This window comes from Oerskovia sp. NPDC057915, assembly GCF_042887685.1.
Taxonomy (GTDB): Bacteria; Actinomycetota; Actinomycetes; order Actinomycetales; family Cellulomonadaceae; genus Oerskovia.
In genome coordinates, this window is the sequence record NZ_JBHVOS010000008.1 from 1 (window position 1) to 21,689 (window position 21,689).

The window sequence follows — 21,689 nt, forward strand, 5'->3', positions numbered from 1 at the left end:
CGGTGGATCGAGATGGACGCCACGGGGGGTGCGCGTGCTATCGCGGACAACGGGAGCTCGGTCCTGACGATGGGGATCAAGGCCGCCGACGAGGGTTCGATGGCAGGTGGCTGGAAGAACTACCGCAACGACGCGATGCTCTCCGTGGTCTTCGACCGTCCCCCGAGCGGGCCCGCGAACGTGCACCTCTCCGACCCCTACACCCCCGCGTGCGTGGTCGGTGGCGCGCGTCCCTACATCCGCACCACGACCCCGACCATGAGCTGGACGGTCGCGGACCCCGACGGAACAAGCGTGATCGGGAACCTCGACATCGTCGACTACGCCGCACCGGGCTTCGCCTGGGACGCCCCCGAGGACACCGCGATGGCCTCCGGAAGCACCCACAAGCGCATCGTGCCTGCCGGAAAGCTCATCGACGGCCACACCTACCAGTGGCGCGCCGGTGGCAAGGACAGCGTCACCGGACGCTACGGCCCCATGTCCGCGTGCGAGTTCACCATCGACATGACGAAACCACCAGCACCGACCGTGACAGCGGTCACCGGGCAACCCGCCGTCTACCTCGAGAACCAGATCGCCGGCGGGATCGGCCAGGCCGGCAAGTTCACGCTCGATCCGAGCGGCGCAGCCGACGTCGTCGCGTACAAGTACTCGTTCAACTCCGACTCCCTGGGCACGACGGTCGCCGTGAGCAGCGGGCACACGCACACGATTCTGCATACGCCGACAGTCGCGGGTGGTACGACGCTGTATGTCCAGACGGTGGATCGTGCGGGGAACATCAGTCCTGTACGGACGTACTTCTTCCGGGTGGCGTACCCCGAGTTGGTGGGTTCGTGGTTGTTGAACGAGGGGTCGGGTTCGGTCGCGAGCGACGCTCTGGTAGGCAGCCAACAGACTCGTCCGTTGAATCATCTGGGTGTGGTGGGGTCGGGTATGTGGGTCGATGGTCGGTTGGGTGGTGCGGACAAGGGGTTGTTGTTCGACTCGGTCGACGACGTGGCCTCGTCTGCGGCTCCGGTGACGTGGACCGATGGGACGTTCGCGGTGAACGCGATGGTGCGTGCTGATGTGGTGGATGGTTCGACGCGGGTGGCGGTCAGTCAGGACGGTCGGGTCGCGAGCGGGTTCGGGTTGGGGGTGGCGTCGGGGGCGTCGTGTCCTGCGGGGTTGTCCTCGTGCTGGGCGTTCTGGATGAACGGGGCTGACTCGACGACCCCGGGGGCGGTGGTCTCGGCCTCGACGGTGCCTGTGGTGGAGGGGCAGTGGGTGTCGTTGACGGGGGTGTATGACGCGGCGAGCGACTCTTTGAGGGTGGTGGTGTGTCGGCCGTCGGAGTTCGAACAGCCGGTTGCTGGGCCTGGGGTGTCGTTCGTTCCGTCGTGGTTCGCGCCGGGTGTGTTGCAGGTTGGTCGTGGGCAGGTGGCTGGTGCTGGGGCGCAGCAGTGGCGCGGGGTCGTGTCCACGGTGCGGGCGTACACGGTCGTGCCGACTCAGGACATGTCGTCCACGGACTGCTACACGTCTGCGTCATGACCGACAGATCCAGACCCTTCGCCACCCACTCTCTGAAAGGCAGCGCGATGACGTCTGCGGTGTCCTTGTCCTGGGCGTTCTCGAGCGCTCGCTTCCGTGCGAGCGTCGGCGCCGCAGTCGGTACGGCTCTCCTTGCCGGGCTGCTGGTCGTCGCGCCCTCCGCCTCTGCGCAGGACGACCTGCTCGAGCGTGAGGGATGGACGCAGGAAGAGCGCATCGCGCACGGCCTGTCCCTGTACCCCGAGATCGATCCGGAGAAGCCCCTCAGCGTGACCGAGGGGAAGTCTCGACCGGCCGCGACGGCACAGTCGATCGCGGCGAATGCCGCGGCAGGCACCACGTGGCCACAGGGCGGGGCCGTCGACCTGTCGCTCCCACCTGAGGGTGGGGAGGTGTCCGGTTCGGCTGGTGGGCTTCCGGTGAGCATCGCTCCCGCCGCAGAGGCCGGGGCGATCGTCGACAGCGAGGTGAGCGTCGAGGTCTTCGACCAGAAGGTCGCCGCAGCGACGGGGGTCGACGGCGTGGTGCTCGAGGTCGCGACCACTGCCGCGGAACCGACGAGCCCGGTGGAGCTGACGGTCGACTACTCGGGCTTCGCCGGAAAGTACGGCGGAGACTGGGCATCTCGCCTTCGCCTGGTCGGCCTGCCTGACTGTGCCCTTTCCACCCCGGACGAGCCGGAGTGCCAGGAGAGCGTGCCGCTGACGTCGACGAACGACGTCGAGTCTTCGACCGTGACCGCTCGGGTGGAGCCTGCTGCGTTCGGTGCCATGGCCCTGACGGCAGGCGCCGCAGGTGGCGCAGGCAACTGGTCGGCGACCCCGTTGTCCGCGTCGGCGAGCTGGCAGGCGGGTGGACCCAGCGGGAACTTCTCCTGGTCGTACCCGATGCGGGTGGTGCCCTCTCCCGGCGGCCTGGCTCCCGAGCTCGCGCTGTCCTACTCGTCCGGGGGACTGGACGGTCGCGTCGTCTCGACGAACAACCAGTCCACCTGGGTCGGCGACGGGTGGGACTTGTGGTCCGGCTACGTCGAGCGCAAGTACACCTCGTGCAGCGAGGACGCGCAGGGGAACGCGAACAACCTCTCGCGCAAGACCGGCGACCTGTGCTGGAAGTCGGACAACGCGACCCTCGTGTTCAACGGCATGTCCACGGAACTCGTCAAGGATGTCGCGACCGGTGCCTGGAAGCCGGAGTCGGACGACGGCTCGCGCGTCGAGCGACTGACCGGTGCGTGGAACGGCGACAACGACACCGAGTACTGGAAGGTCACGACCCCCGACGGAACCCAGTACTTCTTCGGCCGCGACAAGCGGTCCGCGTCGGATCCTCTCGCGCTCGGCTCTGCGTGGACCGTCCCTGTGTACGGCAACCACCCCGGTGAGCCCTGCTACCAGGCGACGTTCGAGGCGTCGTCGTGCACGCAGGGGTGGAAGTGGAACCTCGACTATGTCATCGACCCGTTCGGCAACTCCCTGACGTACACGTACGGCAAGGAGACCAACAGCTACGGACGCAACCTCAACACCGCGGTGTCGTCGTACGACCGCGGCGGCTACCTGAAGTCGGTCGAGTACGGGACGCGTGCGGGTGCGGAGGCAGGGGCCCAGGCGCCCATGCGCGTCGACTTCACGGTCGCCGAGCGCTGCCTGCCGTCGGGCACCGTCACCTGCACCGAGGCCCAGCTGACCGCGGCCAACGCGTCGAAGTGGCCGGACGTGCCCTTCGACCTCATCTGCTCGTCCACCACGACGTGCCCCACGCAGAGCTCGCCGTCATTCTTCACGCGCAAGCGCCTGACGTCGGTCACGACGAAGGTCCTGAACGGCGCGTCGTACCGCGAGGTCGACTCCTGGACCCTGGGGCACCAGCTTCCTGACCCGGGCGACGGGAGCGACCCGGTCCTGTGGTTGTCGTCGATCGAGCACAAGGGGCTGGCCGGCGGCACGATCACGCTGCCCAAGGTCACGTTCATCGGCCAGCAGATGGCCAACCGGGTGGACACGCTCGGCGACCACGGACCGCCCATGAACCGCCTGCGAGTCATCGCGGTCAACAGCGAGTCGGGCGGGACGATCTCGGTCAACTACTCGCCGATCGACTGCACGAGCTCGAACCTTCCGGCCTCTCCCGAGACCAACACCCGCCGGTGCTTCCCGGTGTTCTGGACGCCCGAGGGACTCCCGGACCCGATCATGGAGTACTTCCACAAGTACCTCGTCACGTTGGTGGTCTCCGACGGCCGTGACTCGCAGTCGCTGGCGACCGAGACCCGCTACAGCTACGTGGGTACGCCCGCCTGGCACTACGACGACAGCGAGCTGACCCCGCCCAGGCAGCGGACCTGGGCGCAGTTCCGGGGCTACGGCACGGTCGACGTCATCACCGGCGCGTCCACCACGACCCAGCTCAAGACCCGCTACCGGTATTTCCGGGGCATGGACGGGGACCGCGCGGCTCCCGCAGGCGGGGTCCGCAGCGTCGCGGTCGACGGCATCACCGACCACGACCGGTTCAGCGGGATGACGCGCGAGGAGACCACGTACAACGGGGCCGAGGTCGTCTCGACGTCGCTCTCGACGCCGTGGCGCTCCCCGGCGACAGCGACCGGTGCCGACGGGACCAAGTCCTACTTCACCGGCGAGTCGGTCAGTGAGACGCGGACCACCGCGCCGAGCGTCCCGGGGGGCGTGCAGACCACCCGGACGGTCACGACGTACGACGACACCTACGGGTCGCCGGTCCAGGTCGAGGACCTGGGCGACGTCGCGACCGCTGCCGACGACAAGTGCACCCGCCTGGAGTACGCCCGCAACACGACGGCGAACATCCTGTCCACTGTCAAGCGGTCGGAGTCGGTCGCCGTGGCGTGCGGTGTCACGCCGTCCCGTCCGGGCGACGTGGTCAACGACGAGCGCATGCTGTACGACGGCGCCGCGTACGGTGTCGCACCGACCAAGGGGCGCGCGACCGCGACCCAGCAGGTCAAGTCCTTCTCGGGGGCGACGCCCGAGTACCTGACGACCATGACGAGCACGTTCGACGCCTTGGGCCGCGCCATCACGCAGACCGACGCGCTGGGACGGACGACCTCGATGGCGTACACCCCGGCGGGCGCCGGTCCGGTGACCAAGGTCGTGACGACAACTCCCGACCCTGATGGTGCCGGGGCCCTCACCCCGCTGGTCACGAGCATGGACCTCGACCCTGCGTGGGGCGTGCCGGTGAAGTCGGTCGACCCGAACGGCAAGGTCACGACGGCGACGTACGACGCGTTCGGGCGACTGACGAACGTGTGGATGCCGGACCGGCCGCAGGCCACGAAGTCCCCGAGCATCACGTACGAGTACCAGGTGCGGTCCGACGGGCCGAACTCGGTGACCACCAAGACTCTCACCTCGGCAGAGACGTACATGACGTCGGTCGCTCTTTACGACGGCCTGCTGCGTGCGCGTCAGACGCAGGCGCCATCGGTCGACAAGGACAGTCCCGGTCGCATCGTGACGGACCAGATCTACGACTCCCGCGGGTTGGTCATCCGGTCCACCAGCCCGTGGTTCACGGAGGGGATCCCTGGTCTGACCACGGTCGTCCCCACGACCCCGGTCCCGGGGCGCACGGTCATGGAGTACGACGGCGCGGGGCGCGCGACGGTGCAGAGCGTGCAGGTGGGCGAGCAGGAGAAGTGGCGCACGACCACGACCTACGGTGGCGACCGGGTCACGGTCATACCGCCTGCGGGTGGCACCCCTCAGACGACGATCAGCGACGCTCGCGGCAACCTCGTCGAGCTGCGTCAGTACACGACCGCCTCCGTCACCGGACCGTTCCAGTCGACGACCTACACCTACGACAAGGACGGTCAGCTCGCGACGACCAGGGACACCGCGGGCAACACGTGGTCCAACACGTACGACATCCTCGGTCGGGTCGTCTCCGCCTCGGACCCTGACAAGGGCACGACGAGCACGACGTACGACGACGCGGGCCAGGTGGTCACCACGACCGACGCGCGCGGCATCGTCCTGGCGAGCAAGTACGACCACCTGGGCCGTCCCACGGAGACACGTGAAGGCTCCCTGACGGGTGCGCTGCGCTCGTCGTGGTCCTACGACACCCTCGCCAAGGGGCAGCTCACCTCGACCACCCGCTACGACAAGGGCAACGCCTACGTCATGGCGGTCACGTCCTACGACGCGCTGAATCGCCCGTTGGGCCAGTCCCTGAAGCTGCCGGCGTCCGAGGGCGCCCTTGCGGGCACCTACACGAGCGCCCTGACCTACACGGCCGACGGCCAGGTGAAGACCGTCTCGCTGCCCGCGGTGGGAAATCTCCCGGCGGAGACGGTGGGAACCATCTTCGACGACCAGTCCCTGCCCAGCCGGGTGGTCTCGGGCAACGGTGGTGTCTATGCGGCGAGCACGAAGTACTCGCCGTACGGAGAGATCCTGGTCCAGGACCTGGGCGACGTGTACTCGACGATCCAGCACAACACCTACGAGCACGGCACCCGGAGGCCGATGACCGCCAAGGTCGAGCGCGAGGGGATCGCGAACCTGGACCTCGATGTGAGCTACGGCTACGACGCGGCCGGGAACATCACCTCGATCTCGAACAAGCCGATGGGCTCGACCAGCGACACCCAGTGCTTCACCTACGACGGCCTGCGACGCCTGACCGAGGCCTGGACCCCGGCGAGCAACGACTGCGCGACCCCTCGCACGGCTGCGGCTCTCGGCGGTGCAGCACCGTACTGGACGAGCTACACCTTCGACCCGGTCGGTAACCGGACGAGCACGACCCAGCACACCACTGCCGGCGACCGGACCTCCGCGTACACCTACCCCGCGGCAGGTGCTGCGCGACCGCACGCCGTCACGCAGGTGACGACGACGGGGACGGCAACCGCGACGAACACCTACGGCTACGACCAGACGGGGAACACCACCACGCGGGCGGTCGCCGGACAGCCGGTGCAGGCGCTCGCGTGGGACGCCGAGGGCAAGCTCGACACCGTCACTGAGGCCGGCGTCGTCACGGACGACTACCTCTACACGCCCGAGGGCGACCGACTCCTGCGACGCCAGGACGGGGCGACCACCATCTACCTGCCAGGCGGGCAGGAGCTCACTCTGACCCAGGGCGGAGACCTCAAGGCGACCCGCTACTACTCCCTGGCAGGGCAGACGGTCGCCGTGCGCACCGGGGTGGGTGCCGCAGGCGTCGACACTCTTGTCGCGGACCACCACGGGACCGCCGAGATGACGGTCAACAATGCGACCCAGCAGGTCACGCGTCGCTACCACGACCCGTATGGGAACGCTCGCGGCACCTCGCCGACGAGCTGGGTCGACGACAAGGGCTTCCTCGGGAAGCCGGTCGACTCGACCGGTCTGACCAGCGTCGGGGCCAGATACTACGACTCGCAGCTCGGCAGGTTCATCTCGGTCGACCCGATCATGGACCTCACCGACCCCCAGCAGTGGTCGGCGTACGCCTACGCCGACAACAACCCTGTGACGTACTCGGACCCCACAGGACTGCTGTCCTGGAAGGGGGCGTGGAACAAGGTCAAGAAGGCCGGCGGCGCCGTTAATGGTTTCGTCAAGAAGTACCAGGGCGAGATCGTCGGCGCTGTCGTGGGCGTCGTCGTCACCTCCGGTTGCCTGGCCGTCACGGCCGGCGCCGGAAGCCTGGGCTGCATGGCCCTCGGCGGCGCAGCGGGTGGAGCTGCCACCAACCTCTGGAAGAGCAAGGTCCAGAAGACCCAGAAGTTCTCCCTGATGGGGTTGGCTCGCGACACGGTGATGGGCGGAGCCCTGGGCTTCCTCGGTGGAGCCGGTGGAAAGCTGCTCGCGCCAGCGCTGGGCAAGGCTTCGACCAGCATCCGCGCCGCGGTCTCCCGGACGACCACAGCGAAGAAACCGGTGTCGACGTCGGCCGCCACAACGAATGCGACAAAGTCTCCACCAAAGCCAGCTGCTGCGGGTGCGTCCGCACCAAAGCCGTCTCCCGTTAGTGTTGCGGGTGCGGATGAGCTCCATTCGATCGCCACGGCGCCCATGAAGGGACAGTTGACTTCCGCTGGTCGAGCTCTCCAAAAGCATGGCGATACCAGCGTAGATAACATCGCCAAACGAGGCGCAGAACATGTTTCGCGATACGACTTCGGAAAGCTAACCAACTTGCAGAAGTCCGAGGTTGCCGACGAGATGATTCAGGAGATTCTTACAAACCCAAATGCGACGGATGTCGTATCGGCCGCATCGGCGCACTACGGTGCTGTCACTAGAGATATCATGATCCCTGGGGGTTGGGGCGCCCGATGGAGTATGCGCGGAGGTCAAGTTGCCTTCGAGGGCTTCTTGTAGTCGAGAGATTTCTGAAGGGTGGAAAAAGTGCACTACAAGGCCGAGGACTTTGAGATAGATGGTGCGCTGCGTGACATTTGCATCTTCGATACAAGTGTTCGGGACTGGGAACTGCTGATCGCCGCACTTTCGCGCTCTGGTTGGGAGATGCGTTTTCGTCTCACTCTGCCAGAGGGGGAAGCGGAGGTGTTGGAAGACGTATCTGAGCTATTTGATCGGCTTGCCGTCGACGGCGAGATTTCGGCTGCCATGTCGGTTCGCGTGGGCGAAGTAGTATTCTCCAGCTACTTCTTTGACCCAGAACGGGTTGAGTTTACTTTCAATCCGCGTGACGTCAGGGGCGAAGTTTCCTTTGGCTCGCTTGAGAAATTCATGACTTGGCTCGGGGGTGTCACGGGGAAGCGTGTGGTAATGACAATGGAGAGTGTTGACCAGCGATTGTTGCCGCCTCTTTTGGAGTACTTGCCAACGCAATAGACAGGTTTGCCTCTGTGTCTGAACGGCCGGTGCGGTCAACGCCGGGTTCCGATTCTTCGGTCGCGCACCTCGTGGTCGAGCTCGCTCGGCAAGGGTTCGTGAAGAGGGTTCTAGACGGGGAGTTGATTCGCTGACCGCTAGACTCGGCGCTCACCGTTCAAGCGAGCCGGTGTTGAGTCGAATCATGAAGCGCCCAGCATTACGTTCTCCTGTCCCAGGAGCCGCCCGTCCGCCAGGTGCACCCGCGCGTCGACCGTGCTGAGCGTCGCCTCGTCGTGGGTCACGACGATGGTCGCGGCTCCGGTCTCGCGGGTCAGCCGCGTGACGAGCTCGATGATCTGGAGGCCGCGTGCGTGGTCGAGCGCGGAGGTGGGCTCGTCGACGAGCAGGACCTCGGGGTGGTTCATGAGGGCGCGGGCGATCGCGACGCGCTGGCGCTGACCGCCGGAGAGCTGACCGGGTCGCTTGGCGGCCTGGTCTCGCAGCCCGACGGCGTCGAGCAGCTCGAGCGCCCGGTCGCGGTGCGCCGAGGGCCGCTCGCCGCGCAGGTGGCTCATGAGCTCGAGGTTCTCGAGCGCCGTGAGCGACGCGATGAGCTGCGGCTGCTGGAAGACGATCCCGATCCGGTCGCGCCGCAGCCGCGCCGCGTCCGACGAGACGGCGGACGCGGCGCGCCGCGATCGCTGTGGTGAGCCCTGCGACGCACCAGCCGGTGCACCAGCGGTCGCCCCGCCGACGGGCGCGTTCACGACGTCGCCCCCGATGCGCACTTCGCCCGCGGTCGGTGTCGTGAGGGTCGCCGCGACCGCGAGGAGCGAGGACTTGCCCGAGCCCGACGGGCCGAGCACCGCGGTCGTGGTCCCGGCGGGGACGGTCAGGGAGACGTCGTCGACCGCGGTGACGGTCGACTCGCCGTCGGGGTAGACGAGGGTGACATGGTCGAGAGTGAGGTCCATGGTGTGCCTTTCAGGAGCAGTCTTCAGGTGCAAGGAGCGTCAAGGAGGAAGGAGAGCGCCAACGCCGCCGCAGTAGCAGGGAGCAGGCGGTCGCCTCAGCGGGCCGCGAGCGCCGCGTGCGGGTCGATGCGGGTGATCCGCAGGATCGCCGCGACGGCGCCGACCGCCCCGAGGACGACGAGCACGAGCGCGGGCAGGAGCGTCGTGGCGGGGGAGACGACGACGGGCATGACCTGGGCCGCGAGCGCACCGGCCCCGGCTGCGATCGCGGTGCCGATGCCGACCCCGAGCACGAGCAGGACGAGCGCCTGGCCGATCGCGTCGCGCAGCAGGTAGGAGGTCGAGGCGCCGAGGGCCTTGAGCACCGCGACGTCGCCGGCCCGGTTGATGGTCCAGACCGTGAAGAACGCGCCGACGACGAGGGCCGAGATCGCGAGCAGGAAGCCCTGCATCATCGTGAGGGACATGTTCTCGGCCGAGAACGACGACACGGCGGCGCGGGCGCCCATCGGGGTCAGGGTCGCGGTGCCCGTCTGGGACTCGGCGGCAGCCAGGGCGGCGGCATCCGGGTTCCCGGTGAGCGCGACGACCGTCGCGACCTCGTCACCGGACGCTCCGCCGCCGCGCGCCCCGACGGTCTGCCAGTCGCTCAGGTCCATCCAGACGACGGGCGTGTGGGAGAAGTCGGCCTGGGTGTCGAGCACGCCCGCGACGGTCAGGGTCAGCGAGCCCAGCGCGACCTCGTCGCCCTCCTGTGCTCCCAGGTCGTCGGCTGCGCCGCTCGACAGCAGCACGGTCCCGGGGGCGGCCTCGGCGCCGTCGGGCACGAGGCCTGAGCCGGGCCGCGAGCCGAACGCGGTGACGGCCGCGGTGGTCCCGGCCTCGCCGTCGGCGCCTGCGGTGACCGATGCGCGCGTCGTCGCGATCCCGAGAGGCTGGGCCGAGGAGACACCGTCCACGGCGGCGAACGCCTCCCACTGCGTGGCGTCGACCTGGGACTCGGTGAAGGAGGGCTTGGCGTCACCGGTCACGGTGAACGCGAGGCGCTCGACCGGGAGGTCGGTGATGCCCGACGTGCTCGCGCGGGCGAGCCCCGCGGTCAGCGAGGCGAGGAAGCCCACGAGGAACGTGATGAGGACGATGACGGTGGACATGAGGACGAAGCGTCCCCGGGCGAAGCGCAGGTCGCGCAGCGCGACGAACATCAAGAGCCTCCGGTGGTCGGTGTGGAATCGATCTGCGTCCAGCCTCCCGCCGCGGGGCCTCGCGCGGATCGGGCCCGTGGACGGTCTCCGGTGGCCGCAGGGTGGGTCCGAGGATCAATCTTTCGATGGATCGCGCGCGGCACGTCGCGACCGCCGCGTGGCTAGGGTGGCGATGTGAAGCCTCGCGCCGTGATCTCCGCCGCCCTCGGGCTCCAGATCGCGCTCGACGTGCTCCTGGTGGCCCTCGTCGGGCTCGCGGTCGGCTCCCGCTGGGCCGAGGCCCTGAGCGCCGGTGGCCTGGACGCCGGGGCGTGGGGCGCGCTCGCGTGCGGCCTGGGACTCCTGCTCGTCTACGGCGTGGGGCGCTCGCGGATCAACGTGCGCGACACCGCGGTCGACGCCCCGCGCGGCGCCTGGTGGCCCACGGGCGCCTGGGTCGCGGCGCTGATCGTGGGCTGGGCGCTCCTGCTGCTCCTGACCCCGGTCGCGCTGTGGATCGCGTTCCCGCTCATGTTCCTGGAGATGCACGTGCTCGGCCCGCGCCGCGGGATCGTGGCCGTGGCGGCGACGACCGCGTGTGCGATCGGCGGCGCCATCCTGGGCGGCCAGCAGCTCGTGGGCTCGATCCTCGGCCCGACGTTCGGCGGCCTCGTCGCGATCGCCGTCGTCCTCGGCTTCGAGACGATCGTGCGCGAGTCGCAGGGCCGCCAGGAGCTCATCGACGACCTGGTCCGCACCCGCGCGGACCTCGCGGCCTCCGAGCGCGAGGCCGCGGTCGCGACCGAGCGCGAGCGCCTCGCGCGCGAGATCCACGACACGCTCGCGCAGGGCTTCTCGTCGATCGAGCTGCTGCTGCGCGCCGCGGACACCGCGCTCGCGGAGGTCGAGGCGCCGGGAGCGTTCGCCGAGGGAGCCCCCGGCCCGACGGCGGCACGCACCGCACGCGGCTACGTCACCCGGTCGCGGGTCGCCGCGCAGCAGAACCTCGCCGAGGCCCGACGCTTCGTGCGGGACCTCGCCCCCGCGGACCTCGAGTCGGCGACCCTCGTCGGGGCGCTCGAACGCGTCGCCGAGCGCACGGCGCTGGCCTCGGGCGACGACCTGCGCGTGAGAGTCGAGGTATCAGGTCGCCCGCGCGCGCTGCCCGTGCCCGTCGAGACCGCGCTGCTGCGGATCGCGCAGTCCGCGCTCGCCAACGTCGTCCAGCACGCGGCAGCCTCGCGGGCCGCGGTCACGCTCAGCTTCCTCGGCGACGCCGTCGCGCTCGACGTGGTCGACGACGGTCGCGGGTTCGACCCGCTCGCGCCCCCCGTGCCGCACCCGGGCGCCGACGGGGGCTCCGCCGTCTGGCAGGAGGGCCGTGACGACGGCGCGCCACGAGCGTCGGCGCCCCCGCCCCGCTCGGGGTTCGGCCTGACCGCGATGCGCTCACGTGTCGCCGAGCTCGGCGGCACGTTCTCGCTCGAGACCGAGCCGGGCGCCGGGACGGCGCTCGCAGTCCACCTTCCGCTCGACCCCCAGGAGCCTCAGTGACGATCGAGCGGGAGCCCACGACGACCGACCGCCTCCAGGAGGCACGGTGACCATCCGCGTCGTGCTGACCGACGACCACCCCGTGGTCCGCGCGGGCCTGCGCGCCGTCGTCGACGCCGAGGGGGACATGGAGGTCGTCGACGAGCTCGCGACGGCCGAGGAGCTCGTGCGCCGCGTCGGGGCCGGGCTCGAGGCCGACGTCGTGCTGCTCGACCTGCGCTTCGGCGAGGGACGCATGGGCGGCGCGCAGGCCGCCCGCGAGGTCGCGCGCCTGGGTGGCCCGCCCGTCCTGATCCTCACGACCTACGACTCCGACCAGGAGATCCTCGCCGCGATCGAGGCCGGCGCCATCGGCTACCTGCTCAAGGACGCGCCGACCGACGAGCTGACCGCCGCGATCCGCGCCGCGGCCGACGGGCAGGTCGCGCTCGGGCCGAGCGTGCAGCGACGCCTGCTCGGGCGCATGCGGGCACCGGGGGTCTCGCTGTCGCTGCGCGAGCTCGAGGTGCTCGGGCTCGTGGCGCAGGGGTGCTCGAACGACGAGGTCGCGCGCCGGCTGTTCCTGTCGAAGGCGACCGTGAAGTCCCACCTGGTCCACGTGTACGAGAAGCTCGGGGTCGACTCGCGCACGGCCGCGGTGGCCGAGGCGCGCAGGCGGGGGCTGCTGGGGGAGTGAGCCCGACGGGCCCCGAGGGCCTCCCGGTACGCTCGTCCAGGTACCGGGCTCGCCGTCCCGCGAGGTCAGGGCCGCGCCCCGGGCAACCCTGCTAGACTATGGGCGCCGTCAGAACGGCCGCGGAGGCTGGCAAGCCTGCCGAAGAGCCCAGGGATCAAGCCCTGGCGCGCCGCGCAACGAACACCACAAGGAGAGCCGTGCCCCTCGACACTGCCACCAAGCAGCGCATCATGACCGAGTACGCCACGAGCGAGGGCGACACCGGTTCGCCCGAGGTCCAGATCGCGATGCTGACGCAGCGCATCAAGGACCTGACCGAGCACCTCAAGGAGCACAAGCACGACCACCACAGCCGTCGTGGCCTGCTGCTCCTCGTCGGCCAGCGTCGCCGTCTCCTCGGCTACCTGCAGAAGGTCGACATCAACCGCTACCGCAGCCTCATCGAGCGCCTCGGCCTGCGTCGCTGACACCCCCTGACTCAGCCCGGCCCCGGACGGGGCCGGGCTGGTCCGGTGTGAAGCACCCGTAAGAAAACCCACGCCGCCAGCCTTTCGTTCGGTCCTCGGTAGTGGCTCCCGGAACCCGCCGCGTGCGGGAAGACCGTGGGCCTCGATCGAAGACCGCCGAGCGTCGAGTGGATGCACCCTCGACAGGCACCGAAGGCGGCACTTCGAGAGTGAGGAGGGCACCCGTGGAGGGTCCCGAGATCGAATTCACCGAGGCAACGATCGACAACGGTCGCTTCGGAACCCGCACCGTCCGGTTCGAGACCGGACGCCTCGCGCGCCAGGCCGGTGGCTCCGCCGCCGCCTACCTGGACGGCGAGACCATGCTGCTGTCGACCACGACGGCCGGCAAGCACCCCAAGGACCAGTTCGACTTCTTCCCCCTGACGGTGGACGTCGAGGAGCGGCAGTACGCCGCCGGCAAGATCCCCGGTTCGTTCTTCCGTCGTGAGGGTCGTCCCTCGACCGAGGCGATCCTGGCCTGCCGCCTGATCGACCGCCCGCTGCGCCCCCTGTTCGTCAAGGGCCTGCGCAACGAGGTCCAGGTCGTCATCACCGTGCTCGCGATCCACCCGGACGACGCGTACGACACCCTGGCCATCAACGCCGCGTCGATCTCGACGCAGCTCTCCGGCCTGCCGTTCTCCGGCCCGATCGGCGCCGTCCGCGTCGCCCTGATCGACGGCCAGTGGGTCGCGTTCCCCAAGTACTCCGACAAGGAGCGCGCCGTCTTCGACATGGTCGTGGCGGGGCGTGTCGTGGGTGACGACGTCGCGATCACCATGGTCGAGGCCGAGGCCACCGAGGGTTCCTGGAACCTCATCAAGAACGAGGGCGTCGGCGCCCCGACCGAAGAGGTCGTCGCCGAGGGCCTCGAGGCCGCCAAGCCCTTCATCCGCACGCTCGTCGAGGCGCAGCAGGAGCTCGCGGCCAAGGCCGCCAAGCCCGTGCAGGACTTCCCGACGTTCCCGGACTACCAGGACGACACCTACGCCGCGGTCGAGGCCGCCGCGTCGGCCCGCCTGGGCGAGGCCCTGAGCATCGCCGACAAGCAGGACCGCGAGAACCGTCTCGACGAGATCAAGGCCGAGATCCAGGCCGAGCTCGCCGGTGACTTCGCGGGCCGCGAGAAGGAGATCTCCGCCGCGTACCGCTCGGTGCAGAAGAAGCTCATCCGCGCGCGCATCCTCACGGACGGCTTCCGCATCGACGGCCGTGGGCTCGCGGACATCCGCACCCTGTCGGCCGAGGTCGAGGTCCTGCCCCGCGTGCACGGCTCGGCGATCTTCGAGCGCGGCGAGACCCAGATCCTGGGTGTCACCACGCTCAACATGCTCCGCATGGAGCAGCAGCTCGACACGCTCTCCCCGGAGACGCGCAAGCGCTACATGCACAACTACAACTTCCCGCCCTACTCGACCGGCGAGACCGGCCGCGTGGGCAGCCCGAAGCGTCGCGAGATCGGGCACGGCGCCCTCGCCGAGCGCGCGATCGTGCCGGTGCTGCCGAGCCGCGAGGAGTTCCCCTACGCGATCCGTCAGGTCTCCGAGGCCCTCGGGTCCAACGGCTCGACCTCGATGGGCTCCGTGTGCGCCTCGACGCTCTCGCTCCTCAACGCCGGTGTGCCGCTGCGCGCAGCGGTCGCGGGCATCGCGATGGGCCTCGTCTCCGACACGGTGAACGGTGAGACCCGCTACGCGGCGCTCACCGACATCCTCGGCGCCGAGGACGCGTTCGGCGACATGGACTTCAAGGTCGCCGGTACGCGTGAGTTCATCACGGCCATCCAGCTCGACACCAAGCTCGACGGCATCCCCGCCTCGGTCCTGGCCGGCGCGCTGACCCAGGCCCGCGACGCGCGCCTGACCATCCTGGACGTCCTCAACGAGGCCATCGACGTGCCGGACGAGATGAGCCCCAACGCTCCTCGCGTCATCGCGGTCAAGGTCCCCGTGGACAAGATCGGCGAGGTCATCGGCCCCAAGGGCAAGATGATCAACCAGATCCAGGAGGAGACGGGCGCGGACATCTCCATCGAGGACGACGGCACCGTGTACATCGGTGCCACCGACGGCCCCTCCGCAGAGGCCGCCCGCGCGGCGATCAACGCGATCGCCAACCCGCACGTCCCCGAGATCGGCGAGCGCTTCGTCGGCACGGTCGTCAAGACCACGTCGTTCGGCGCCTTCGTCTCGCTGTCCCCGGGCAAGGACGGTCTGCTGCACATCAGCCAGATCCGCAAGCTCGTCGGTGGCAAGCGCGTCGAGAACGTCGAGGACGTGCTGTCGATCGGCCAGAAGGTCCAGGTCGAGATCGGCGAGATCGACCCGCGCGGCAAGCTGTCGCTGCACGCGGTCGTCGAGGGCTCGGACGACGCTGCGGCCGACGCCGAGGCACCTGCCGGGGACGACGCCTGACGTGCCCTGGAACCTTCCGCTCGTCCCCTCGGGTTCGCCCGAGGGTGAGCTGACCGCCGGGCAGGACGGGGCGACGATTCGTCGCTCGGTCCTGCCCGGCGGGGTTCGGGTCCTCACCGAGTCGATGCCGGGCCTGCGCTCGGCGACCGTCGGCGCATGGGTCGGTGTCGGCTCGCGCGACGAGACCGACGGACACTTCGGCTCGACGCACTTCCTGGAGCACCTGCTCTTCAAGGGAACTGCCCGCCGGTCCGCGATGGACATCGCCGAGGCGTTCGACGCCGTCGGTGGTGAGGCCAACGCCGCGACCGGCAAGGAGCACACCTGCTACTACGCGCGTGTGCTCGACTCCGACCTGCCCATGGCGGTCGACGTCATCACGGACATGGTCACCTCGGCGCGCCTCGACGAGGACGAGCTCGAGACCGAGCGCGGCGTGATCCTCGAAGAGCTCGCGATGAACGACGACGACCCGTCGGACGTCGTGCACGAGGAGTTCGCGCAGGCAGTCCTGGCCGGGCACCCCCTGGGGCGCCCGATCGGCGGCACCCCCGACACCATCAACGCCGTGCCGCGCAGCGCCGTCTGGGAGCACTACCAGTGGCACTACCGCCCGGAGACGCTCGTCGTCGCCGCGGCCGGCGGCGTCGACCACGACACGCTGTGCGAGCAGGTCGCGACCGCGCTCACGACCGGTGGCTGGGACCTCGACCCTGCGGGCACGCCGCGCGCTCGCCGCGACAACGCGGACGTGCAGGGCGTCGGCATCGAGGGCGTCGAGCTCACGATCCGCCGCACCGTCGAGCAGGCCAACGTCGTCATCGGCGGCACGGGCCTGTCCGCGACGGACGACCGCCGCTTCGTGCTCTCGGTGCTCAGCGCCGTCCTCGGTGGCGGCATGAGCTCGCGGCTCTTCCAGGAGATCCGCGAGAAGCGGGGCCTGGCGTACTCGACGTACTCGTTCGCGTCCGGCCACGGCGGCATCGGCACGTTCGGCCTGTACGCGGGCTGCACGCCCTCGAAGGTCGACCAGGTGACCGAGCTCATGACGCGCGAGCTCGAGAAGCTCGCCGAGTCGGGCATCACGCAGGCCGAGCTGGACCGCAGCATCGGCCAGCTCTCCGGCGGGCTGGTGCTGGGCCTGGAGGACTCGGGCTCGCGCATGAGCCGCCTGGGCAAGTCGGAGCTCGTGTTCGGCGAGCTGCTGAGCGTCGCCGAGTCGCTCGAACGGATCCGTTCGGTGACGTCCGACGACGTGCGCAAGCTCGCGGAGGAGCTCGCCTCCCGCCCGCGCTCGACCGTGCGCGTCGGTCCTTTCGGGGACTGAGTCTCGACACGTGAACGAGGAGGGCCGGTGCGCATCGTGCGCACCGGCCCTCCTCTCGTTGCGGCTAGGGTTGTCCGGTGACCTCGAACGACGTGAACCCCGCCCAGAGCGCCCCCCAGCCCGCCCACGAGCCCGCCGCCCCGACGCCGATCAAGGTCGCCGTCCTCGGCGCCGCCGGGCGCATGGGCGCCACGGTGTGCGCGGCGGTCGAGGCCGCCGCTGACATGGAGCTCGTCGCGCGCATCGACGCGGGGGACGACCTGGCGCAGGTCGCCGCCGCGGGCGCCCAGGTCGCGGTCGACTTCACCGTCCCGGCGGTCACCGAGGACAACGTGCACGCGCTCATCGACCTCGGCGTGCACGCGGTCGTGGGCACCACGGGCTGGACGGATGTGAGCCGCGGGCGCCTCGTCGCGCACCTGGGGCGCAGGGCGGCCGAGGGCACGAGCGTCGGCGTGCTGATCGCCCCGAACTTCGGCCTGTCGGCCGTGCTCGCCATGACGTTCGCGGCCAAGGCCGCGCGCTACTTCGAATCGGCCGAGGTCATCGAGCTGCACCACCCGAACAAGGTCGACGCCCCGAGCGGCACCGCGACGCACACGGCCGGCGCGATCGCCAGGGCCCGCGAGGAGGCGGGGCTGGGCGCGAGCCCCGACGCGACCGAGTCCGGCTGGGAGGCGCGCGGCGCCGACGTGGACGGGGTCCGGGTGCACGCGGTGCGCCTGCGGGGCCTGGTCGCGCACGAGGAGATCCTCTTCGGCAACGAGGGCGAGCAGCTCATCATCCGCCAGGACTCGTTCGACCGGGTCTCCTTCATGCCCGGCGTGCTGCTCGGCATCCGCGAGGTCGTCTCGCGTCCGGGTCTGACGGTCGGGCTCGAGAACGTCATGGACCTCTCGTGAGGAACCGCAAGGGCCTGATCGGGGCCGTGGTCGTCACGGCCCTGCTCGCGATCTACGTGTGGGCGATCCTGGGTCGCGCCCAGGCGCTCGTGGGGACGGGCGAGCCCGTGGGGATCGCGATCGGGATCGGCGTGCTGCTCATCCCGCTCCTCGTGATCGGGCTCATCGCGTGGGAGTTCTGGCTCGCGGTCACGGTCCAGAAGATGGCCGACGAGCTCGCCGCCGCGGGCGAGCTGCCGGTCGACGACCTGCCGCGCTCGCCGGGCGGACGCATCGACCGGGCCGCGGCCGACGCGGCGTTCGAGGAGCACCGGGCCCACGCGGAGGAGCACCCCGACGACTGGCGGTCCTGGTACCACGTGGCGTTCGCGTACGACGCGTCGGGGGACCGCAAGCGGGCCCGGGCCATGCTGCGCAAGGCCGCGGGGATGTACCGGGCCGAGCGCAGGGCGTCCCGCTAGGACGCTCCGCGAGCGCCTCAGATCGAGGCGCTCCACCGGTGCTCGACGACGTCGCGCACCCCGGTCGCCAAGGTCCGGGTCCGCTGGTCCGGGCCCAGGCCCGCGCCGCCCAGGAACTGCTCGCGCGCGGTGTCGCCGTCCAGGATCCACGCCACGACCTCCTCGGACCCGTCCTGGCGCAGCCGGTCGACGGCCGCGGCCAGCAGCCGCGAGCCGTGCCCTCCGCGCTGGTGGGCGGGCAGGACCTCGAGCGCGACGAGCTGGCCGGGGGCCACGGCGGCGAAGCCCACGACACGGTCCGCGGCGAGGGCCACGAGCACCGCGAAGCCGGGCCCCGGCGGTGACGACACCGCCCCGGCCCACTGCTCCTGCATCCGCGGGACGTCGAGTGCGTCGAGCACCGCCGCACCGAGCACGTCGGCGTGCGCGGTGCGCCAGGACTCGATCTGGATCGCGGTCATCGCGACCTCGTCGCCGGGGACTGCCGGACGGACGGAGACGTCCGCCGACTCGCTGAAGAGGGCCATCCGCCAGACCCTACCCGAGGCCGCGACCGCTGCGGCCCGTCACGCGAGGCCGAGCGCGCGCAGCCCCGCGGCGGTCGCGGCCGCCAGGATCACGACGACGAGGAACGGCGCCCGCAGGGCGAGCGCGACCGCGGCGACGCCGAGCGCCGGGAGCCGGGCGTCGAGAGTGATCCCCTGACCGTCGCCGACGGTCTGGACCGCGACGAGGGCGGCGAGCAGCGAGGCCGTGACGAGGGCCGCGGTGCGCGCGACGCGGTCGGACGCCAGCCAGTGCTCGGGGATCAGGTGCCCCGCGAGCTTGAGCCCGAGGCACACGAGCGAGGCCGCGATCACGGTGGCCCACAGGGCGGCGTCGGACATCAGGGCTCCTCGGTGCGGTCGGTCGTGGCTGTCGGGGCAGAGGGGTCGACCGGGGCAGAAGGGTCGACCGGGTCGGTGGGCCGGTCGGCCGGGCCGGCCGGGTCGGTCGGGCGCGCCGTGGCGGGCGGCGCCTCGGGCGAGGGGGCGGGTGAAGGGGGCGCGGCGCCGTCGGGCACGTACTCCGTGACGGTGACCGGCTGCCGCGGCTGCCGGACGACCTGCCCCACCACGATGGCCACGGCCGCCGCCGCGAGCACGGGGACCCCGGGCGGCACGAACGGGAGCAGCGCGACCGCCACCACGACGGCGAGCGCCGCGGTGAGCTGCATGACCCGGCTCGCGAGGCGGGGCCACAGGAGCGCGAGGAACGCGGCGCCCGCCGCGGCGTCGAGGCCCCACGCCTTGGGATCGCCCATGGCGTCCCCGGCGAGCGCGCCGACGAGCGTCAGCAGGTTCCAGACGACGAAGATCCCGACCCCGGTCCACCAGAACCCGGCCCGGAAGGCCGCCCTGCTGCGCTGCGCGGTCGCGACGGCCGTCGACTCGTCGATCGTGACGTGGGCCGCCAGCACGCGCCGCCAGCCGTGCAGCGCGAGCAGCGGCGAGAGCTGGGCGCCGTACAGGGTGTTGCGCAGGCCGAGCAGGCCCGCGGTCGTGACCGCGGCGGCGGACGTCCCGCCCGAGGCGACGACGCCGAGGAGCGCGAACTGCGACCCGCCCGAGAACATGAGCAGGCTCAGGACCATGGTCTGCGGCAGGCTCAGCCCCGCGACCACGGACAGCGCCCCGAACGAGATGCCGTAGAGGCCCGTCGCGATCGAGACGGACACGGCCTGCCGGACGGCGGCGCGCACCTCGGTGCGCTCGTCGGGGCCGGCCGCGGACTCGGCGGGCAGGGGCGAGTCGGCCCCGGAGGAGGTCTTCACGGTGGGGTCAGAGCGCGACGTACACGGTCTCGAGGTACTCCTCGAGCCCAGCCTCGCCACCCTCGCGTCCGAGCCCGGACTGCTTCATGCCGCCGAAGGGCGCGCTCGCGTCCGAGACCAGGCCGCGGTTGATCCCGATCATCCCGGCGTCGACCTCCTCGCCCACGCGCACCGCGCGTGCGAGGTCCCGGGTGTAGGCGTAGGCCGCGAGCCCGTACTCGGTGTCGTTGGCCAGGGCGATGCCCTCGTCGTCGTCGGCGAACGCGACGATCGGGGCGACCGGCCCGAAGATCTCCTCGGTCACCGCGCGCGAGCCGGCGTCCACCCCGGTCAGGACCGTGGGGGAGTAGAAGTGCCCCGGCGAGCGCGGACGGTCGCCCCCCGTGAGGACCTGCGCGCCCTCGTCGGACGCGACCGCGACGAGCTCGTCGACCTTGTCGACGGCCTTGGCCTCGATGAGCGGCCCGACCTGCACGCCCTCCTCGCTGCCCGGCCCGACGCGCAGCTCCCCGAACGCCCGGGCGAGGCGCTGGCCGAAGTCGCGCGCGACGGCGTCGTGCACCAGGAAGCGGTTGGCCGCGACGCAGCTCTGCCCCGTGTTGCGAAGCTTGGCGACCAGGGCACCCTCGACCGCGGCGTCGAGGTCGGCGTCCGCGAAGACGAGGAACGGCGCGTTGCCGCCGAGCTCCATCGAGGTCCGCAGGACCTGGTCCGCGGCGCCCTTGAGGAGCGTGCGACCCACGCCCGTGGACCCGGTGAAGGAGAGCTTGCGCAGGCGCGGGTCCGCGAGGAGGGGCGTGGTCACCTCCGACGCCGACGACGTCGGCACGACGTTGACCACGCCCGTCGGCAGGCCGCGGTCCTCCAGGTGACCACGGATGATCTCGGCGACCAGCGACGTCGTGAGCGGGGTCAGGTGCGCGGGCTTGATCACGACCGTGCAGCCCGCGGCCAGCGCCGGGCCGATCTTGCGCGTGGCCATCGCGATCGGGAAGTTCCACGGCGTGATGAGCAGCGCCGGACCCACGGGGCGACGCGAGACGAGCTGACGGTTCGCCCCGCCCGGCGCCGTGCGGACCAGGCCGTCGGTGCGCACGGCCTGCTCGGCGTACCAGCGCAGGAACTCGGCGCCGTACACGACCTCGGCACGCGCCTCGGCGAGCGGCTTGCCGCACTCGGCCGTGATGAGCGCGGCGATGTCGTCCGCGCGGGCCGTCAGCGTCGCGAAGACCGCGCGCAGCAGCTCGGAGCGCTCGCGCGGGGCGACGGCACGCCAGGCCGGGGCTGCGGCGTGCGCGGCCTCGAGCGCGCGCAGGCCGTCCGCGGGGCTCGCGTCCGAGACGTCGAACAGGACCTCCTCGGTCGCCGGATCGGCGACCTCGAACGTCCGGCCCCCCTCGGCCGGACCCCACTGGCCACCGATCAGCAACCCGGTCGGCAGGTGCGAGACCAGGGCGGGGGACAGGGCGTTCGTGACGGGCGACATGGTTCGAGTATCACGCGCGG

At 70.8% G+C, this 21,689-nt stretch carries 16 protein-coding genes; 10 read left to right on the forward strand and 6 right to left on the reverse strand.

What is annotated here, in order from left to right; translation table 11 throughout:
- From ACFVQ3_RS07020 to ACFVQ3_RS07030, 3 genes are all read left to right on the forward strand, one after another.
- Positions 1-1,539, forward strand: a 1,539-nt coding sequence (locus ACFVQ3_RS07020; protein WP_387636805.1) for a LamG-like jellyroll fold domain-containing protein, incomplete at its 5' end; no start/stop codon positions are given.
- Positions 1,540-1,586: 47 nt separating this feature from the next.
- The gene (locus ACFVQ3_RS07025) at positions 1,587-7,910 is read left to right on the forward strand and encodes an RHS repeat-associated core domain-containing protein (RefSeq protein ID WP_387636808.1); all 6,324 of its coding nucleotides are present in this window, start codon (positions 1,587-1,589) and stop codon (positions 7,908-7,910) included.
- 18 nt (positions 7,911-7,928) lie between these two features.
- Positions 7,929-8,387, forward strand: a complete 459-nt coding sequence (locus ACFVQ3_RS07030; RefSeq protein ID WP_387636811.1) for a hypothetical protein — start codon at positions 7,929-7,931, stop codon at positions 8,385-8,387.
- Positions 8,388-8,569: 182 nt separating this feature from the next.
- Here ACFVQ3_RS07030 and ACFVQ3_RS07035 read toward each other — a convergent pair whose 3' ends face one another.
- Both ACFVQ3_RS07035 and ACFVQ3_RS07040 read right to left on the reverse strand, forming a co-directional pair.
- The gene (locus tag ACFVQ3_RS07035) at positions 8,570-9,343 is read right to left on the reverse strand and encodes an ABC transporter ATP-binding protein (RefSeq protein WP_387636813.1); all 774 of its coding nucleotides are present in this window, start codon (positions 9,341-9,343) and stop codon (positions 8,570-8,572) included.
- Between the two features lie 95 nt (positions 9,344-9,438).
- Positions 9,439-10,548, reverse strand: coding sequence for an ABC transporter permease (locus ACFVQ3_RS07040; protein ID WP_387636815.1), 1,110 nt, complete (start codon positions 10,546-10,548; stop codon positions 9,439-9,441).
- A gap of 189 nt (positions 10,549-10,737) precedes the next feature.
- Here ACFVQ3_RS07040 and ACFVQ3_RS07045 point away from each other — a divergent pair, with 189 nt between their 5' ends.
- The 7 genes from ACFVQ3_RS07045 to ACFVQ3_RS07075 all read left to right on the forward strand — a co-directional run bounded on the left by ACFVQ3_RS07045 (position 10,738) and on the right by ACFVQ3_RS07075 (position 18,370).
- Positions 10,738-12,081: a sensor histidine kinase gene (locus ACFVQ3_RS07045; protein WP_387636818.1), complete on the forward strand. Its 1,344-nt coding sequence runs from the start codon at positions 10,738-10,740 to the stop codon at positions 12,079-12,081.
- 46 nt (positions 12,082-12,127) lie between these two features.
- Positions 12,128-12,757 carry a LuxR C-terminal-related transcriptional regulator gene (locus ACFVQ3_RS07050; protein WP_387636821.1) on the forward strand — a complete coding sequence of 210 codons (630 nt, stop codon included), beginning with the start codon at positions 12,128-12,130 and terminating at the stop codon, positions 12,755-12,757.
- 197 nt (positions 12,758-12,954) lie between these two features.
- Positions 12,955-13,224, forward strand: coding sequence for a 30S ribosomal protein S15 (gene rpsO / locus ACFVQ3_RS07055; protein WP_030150575.1), 270 nt, complete (start codon positions 12,955-12,957; stop codon positions 13,222-13,224).
- Between the two features lie 224 nt (positions 13,225-13,448).
- Positions 13,449-15,680 (forward strand): polyribonucleotide nucleotidyltransferase, encoded by a 2,232-nt coding sequence (locus ACFVQ3_RS07060; RefSeq protein ID WP_387636823.1) that lies wholly within the window; start codon positions 13,449-13,451, stop codon positions 15,678-15,680.
- A gap of 1 nt (position 15,681) precedes the next feature.
- The gene (locus tag ACFVQ3_RS07065) at positions 15,682-17,007 is read left to right on the forward strand and encodes a M16 family metallopeptidase (protein ID WP_387636825.1); all 1,326 of its coding nucleotides are present in this window, start codon (positions 15,682-15,684) and stop codon (positions 17,005-17,007) included.
- Between the two features lie 149 nt (positions 17,008-17,156).
- Positions 17,157-17,909 carry a 4-hydroxy-tetrahydrodipicolinate reductase gene (gene dapB, locus ACFVQ3_RS07070; RefSeq protein ID WP_387637094.1) on the forward strand — a complete coding sequence of 251 codons (753 nt, stop codon included), beginning with the start codon at positions 17,157-17,159 and terminating at the stop codon, positions 17,907-17,909.
- Positions 17,906-18,370 (forward strand): hypothetical protein, encoded by a 465-nt coding sequence (locus ACFVQ3_RS07075; RefSeq protein WP_387636828.1) that lies wholly within the window; start codon positions 17,906-17,908, stop codon positions 18,368-18,370. The genes dapB and ACFVQ3_RS07075 overlap by 4 nt, the downstream gene beginning before the upstream one ends.
- Before the next feature lie 17 nt (positions 18,371-18,387).
- On the opposite strand, the gene ACFVQ3_RS07080 is transcribed toward ACFVQ3_RS07075, so the two are convergent.
- The 4 genes from ACFVQ3_RS07080 to ACFVQ3_RS07095 are packed head-to-tail and all read right to left on the reverse strand — an operon-like array spanning position 18,388 to position 21,669.
- Positions 18,388-18,897: a GNAT family N-acetyltransferase gene (locus tag ACFVQ3_RS07080; protein WP_387636830.1), complete on the reverse strand. Its 510-nt coding sequence runs from the start codon at positions 18,895-18,897 to the stop codon at positions 18,388-18,390.
- A 39-nt stretch (positions 18,898-18,936) separates the two neighbouring features.
- Entirely contained in the window at positions 18,937-19,257 is a 321-nt protein-coding gene (locus ACFVQ3_RS07085) for an AzlD domain-containing protein (protein WP_138824775.1), read from the reverse strand.
- A complete protein-coding gene (locus ACFVQ3_RS07090; protein ID WP_387637096.1) occupies positions 19,257-20,153 on the reverse strand; it encodes an AzlC family ABC transporter permease in 897 nt (298 codons plus the stop codon). The genes ACFVQ3_RS07085 and ACFVQ3_RS07090 overlap by 1 nt, the downstream gene beginning before the upstream one ends.
- 37 nt (positions 20,154-20,190) lie before the next feature.
- Positions 20,191-21,669, reverse strand: coding sequence for an NAD-dependent succinate-semialdehyde dehydrogenase (locus ACFVQ3_RS07095; protein WP_387636834.1), 1,479 nt, complete (start codon positions 21,667-21,669; stop codon positions 20,191-20,193).
- Positions 21,670-21,689 lie beyond the last annotated feature (20 nt).

Bases quoted from the DNA above. Each gene is read 5' to 3' on its own strand.
- ACFVQ3_RS07025 (WP_387636808.1), top strand. From the start codon at position 1,587: ATGACGTCTGCGGTGTCCTTGTCCTGGGCGTTCTCGAGCGCTCGCTTC.
- ACFVQ3_RS07035 (WP_387636813.1), bottom strand. From the start codon at position 9,343: ATGGACCTCACTCTCGACCATGTCACCCTCGTCTACCCCGACGGCGAG.
- ACFVQ3_RS07040 (WP_387636815.1), bottom strand. From the start codon at position 10,548: ATGTTCGTCGCGCTGCGCGACCTGCGCTTCGCCCGGGGACGCTTCGTC.
- ACFVQ3_RS07080 (WP_387636830.1), bottom strand. From the start codon at position 18,897: ATGGCCCTCTTCAGCGAGTCGGCGGACGTCTCCGTCCGTCCGGCAGTC.
- ACFVQ3_RS07085 (WP_138824775.1), bottom strand. From the start codon at position 19,257: ATGTCCGACGCCGCCCTGTGGGCCACCGTGATCGCGGCCTCGCTCGTG.
- ACFVQ3_RS07095 (WP_387636834.1), bottom strand. From the start codon at position 21,669: ATGTCGCCCGTCACGAACGCCCTGTCCCCCGCCCTGGTCTCGCACCTG.